This is a genomic window from Streptomyces sp. IBSBF 2435 (genome assembly GCF_036815005.1).
Taxonomy (GTDB): Bacteria; Actinomycetota; Actinomycetes; order Streptomycetales; family Streptomycetaceae; genus Actinacidiphila.
Genome location: NZ_JAJSYW010000334.1, coordinates 1 through 3,334, shown reverse-complemented (window position 1 = coordinate 3,334; position 3,334 = coordinate 1). Strand labels below are relative to the sequence as shown.

2 protein-coding genes are annotated in these 3,334 nt (G+C 74.9%); both read left to right on the top strand.

What is annotated here, in order from left to right; translation table 11 throughout:
* Nucleotides 1-26: 26 nt before the first annotated feature.
* Complete coding sequence (locus V7E46_RS33005) at nt 27-1,991, top strand: primary-amine oxidase (RefSeq protein WP_333771847.1); 1,965 nt, start codon at nt 27-29, stop codon at nt 1,989-1,991.
* 197 nt (nt 1,992-2,188) lie between these two features.
* Nucleotides 2,189-3,334, top strand: a 1,146-nt coding sequence (locus V7E46_RS33000) for a CaiB/BaiF CoA transferase family protein (protein ID WP_333771846.1), incomplete at its 3' end; no start/stop codon positions are given.

Below are 3,334 nucleotides of genomic sequence, written 5' to 3'. Positions count from 1 at the left end.
CACCCGTCCCCGTCGTCAGGACCCCCATGACCTGCTGCTCAACGGACGCCGAGACCGCACCCGCCGCGGCCCCCCACCCGCTGGACCCGCTGACCGCGGCCGAGATCGGCGCCGCCCGCGCCGCGCTGGAGGCCGAGGGCAGGGTCACCGGGGCGACCCGCTTCCCGCTGCTGCCGGACGAGCCCGACCAGCACGCGGTGCTCGCGCACCGCCCCGGCGACCCGGTCAGCCGCCGGGTGCGGGTCACCCTGCTGGACTCCGGCACCGGCCGGGCGGCTGAGGCGCTGGTGGACGTCAGCGACACCACCGCGGGGGTGCTGCTGTCCTACCGCGACCTCGACCCGGCGGCCGACGGCCAGCCGCCGCTGCTGTTCGAGGAGTACGGGACCTGCGACGAGATCGTCAAGGCCGACCCCGGCTGGCGCGAGGCGATGGCCGAACGCGGCATCACCGATCTGTCGCTGGTCATCGCGGCACCGCTGGCCGCGGGCAACTTCGGCATCGCCTCGGAGGTCGGCCGGCGGATGCTGCGCTCGCTGACCTTCGTGCGCTGCACGGCGGGCGACAATCCGTTCGCCCACCCGGTCGGCGGTCTGGTCGCCGAGGTCGACCTCACCGCCCGCCGGGTGGTCCGGCTGATCGACACCGGCGCCGTCCCCGTCCCGGCCGAATGCGGGCGCTACGAGGCCGGCTTCACCGGGCCGCCCCGCACCGACCTGCGGCCGCTGGAGATCACCCAGCCGGACGGGCCGTCCTTCGCGCTCGAAGGGCCGGTGCTGCGCTGGCAGAACTGGCGGCTGCGGCTGGACTTCAACGCCCGCGAGGGCCTGGTGCTGCACCAGGTCGCCCACCGCGACGGCGACCGCGACCGGCCGGTGCTGCACCGCGCCTCGATCGCCGAGATGGCCGTGCCCTACGCCGAGCCCGACCCGGCCCGCAACTGGGTCTGCTATCTGGACGCCGGCGAGTACCTGCTCGGCCGGAACGCCAACGCCCTGCGCCTGGGCTGCGACTGCCTGGGCGAGATCACCTACGTCGACGCGGTGCTCGCCGACGACCTCGGCCACCCCGAGACCCTGCACAACGCGATCTGCATCCACGAGGAGGACGCCGGCCTGCTCTGGAAGCACACCAACGTCTTCGACGACTTCGCGGTGGACTCCCGCCGGGCGCGCCGCCTGGTGATCTCCTGCATCGCCACCCTCGGCAACTACGACTACGGCTTCTACTGGTATCTCCACCTGGACGGCACGATCGCCTTCGAGGCCAAGGCCACCGGCCTGCTGCAGACCTCCGCCGCGCAGCCGGGGGCCGGGTCGCCGCACGCCACCGAGATCGCCCCCGGTCTGCTGGCCCCCTTCCACCAGCACCTCTTCTGCGCCCGGCTGGACGTGACCGTGGACGGCCCCGGCAACACGGTCGAGGAGGTGGACGTGGTCCGGCTGCCGACCGGCGCCGGCAATCCGAACGGCAACGCCTTCACCACCCGGACCACCCCGGTCGCCGACAGCGGCCAGGCCGGGCGGGTGGCCGACCCGTCGGTGGGCAGGCGCTGGCGGATCGTCAACCCCGGCGCGCACAACCGGATGGGCGCACCGGTCGCCTACACCCTGGTGCCGGACAGCGGCCCGCTGCTGCTCGCGCAGCCGGGCTCGCCGGTCGCCGAGCGGGTCGCGTACGCCACCAAGCACCTGTGGGTGACCCGCTACCGGCCCGAGCGGCACTACCCGGACGGCGACTACCCCAACCAGCACGCGGGCGGCGCGGGCGTCACGGCCTGGTCGGAGCCCGGCGAGGCGTTGGAGGACACCGATCTGACGGTGTGGCACTCCTTCGGCCCCACCCATCTGCCGCGCCTGGAGGACTGGCCGGTGATGCCGGTCGACGTCTGCGGTTTCAGCCTGCGGCCGACCGGCTTCTTCGACCGCAATCCGGCGCTCGACCTGCCGAAGGAGCCCGGCGACGGATCCGGCGGCCACTGCCACGTCTGAACGGCGGCACGGGGCCGCGCCGGGCGGAGGGCGCGTCAGGTGGAGCGTGTTTGTGGCGCAGGCCGCGTCAGGCGCAGGCGCCATCAGGCGGAGGGCGCGGCAATGGGCGGAGGACGGCGCAATGAGCGGCGGCACCGGCTAAGCGACCGCTCAGCCTGGCCTTGCGAAAACTGGAACACGTTTCTAACATCGCGAGTGTGACATCACCACTGTCAAACCGGCCGCCGCAGGCCCCGGCCGCACCCGGCCCGCTGGCCGGTGTCCGGGTGGTCGAACTGGCCGGGATGGGCCCCGGCCCCTTCGCGGCGATGCTGCTCGCGGACCTCGGCGCGGACGTCGTGTGCGTCCACCGCCCCGGCGGCCCGGGCCTGGCCATCGATCCGGCCGCCGACCTCGCCAACCGCAACAAGCGGTCGGTGCTGGTCGACCTCAAGGCGCCCGGAGGCCCCGGGGCCGTGCTCGACCTGGCCGAGCGCGCCGACATCCTCATCGAGGGCTACCGCCCGGGCGTCGCAGAACGCCTCGGCGTCGGCCCGCGGGAGTGCCTGGCACGCAATCCGCGGCTGGTCTACGGCCGGATGACCGGCTGGGGCCAGGACGGCCCGCTGGCCGCGAGCGCCGGGCACGACATCGGCTACATCGCGATCACCGGAGTGCTGGGCCTGGCGGGACCGGCGGACGGGGCCCCCACCGCCCCCGCCAACCTGCTCGGCGACTACGCGGGCGGCTCGCTCTACCTGGTCACCGGAGTGCTCGCCGCCCTGCACCACGCCCGCGCGCACGGCACGGGCCAGGTCGTGGACGCCGCCATCGTGGACGGCGCCGCCCATCTGAGCACGATGCTGCACGGCATGCTCGCTGCCGGCGCCTGGCAGGACCGGCGCGAGAGCAACCTCCTCGACGGCGGCGCCCCCTTCTACGGCGTCTACCCCACCGCCGACGGCGGCCACATGGCCGTCGGCGCCCTGGAGCAGCGCTTCTACGACACCTTCGCCGCGATCCTCGGCCTGACCGCGGACGAGGCCGCGCTGCGCGACGACCCCGCCCGCTGGCCGGAGCTGCGCACCGCCGTCGCCGCCCGCTTCCGCGGCCGGACCCGCGAGGAGTGGACCGCGGTCTTCGCCGGGACCGACGCCTGCACCGCGCCCGTACTGTCGCTGACCGAGGCGCCGCGGCACCCGCACCTGGCCGCCCGCGGCACTTTCACCGAGGTGTACGGCACGACCCAGCCGGCCCCCGCACCCCGCTTCTCGGTGACGCCCACCGCGCTGCGCCGCCCGCCCGCGCCGCCCGGCGAGCACACTGCGGAAGTGGCCCGCGACTGGGACACCCCCGCCCTGACC

Coding starts and splice junctions, on each gene's coding strand:
- V7E46_RS33005 (WP_333771847.1), top strand. CDS start 27: ATGACCTGCTGCTCAACGGACGCCGAGACCGCACCCGCCGCGGCCCCC.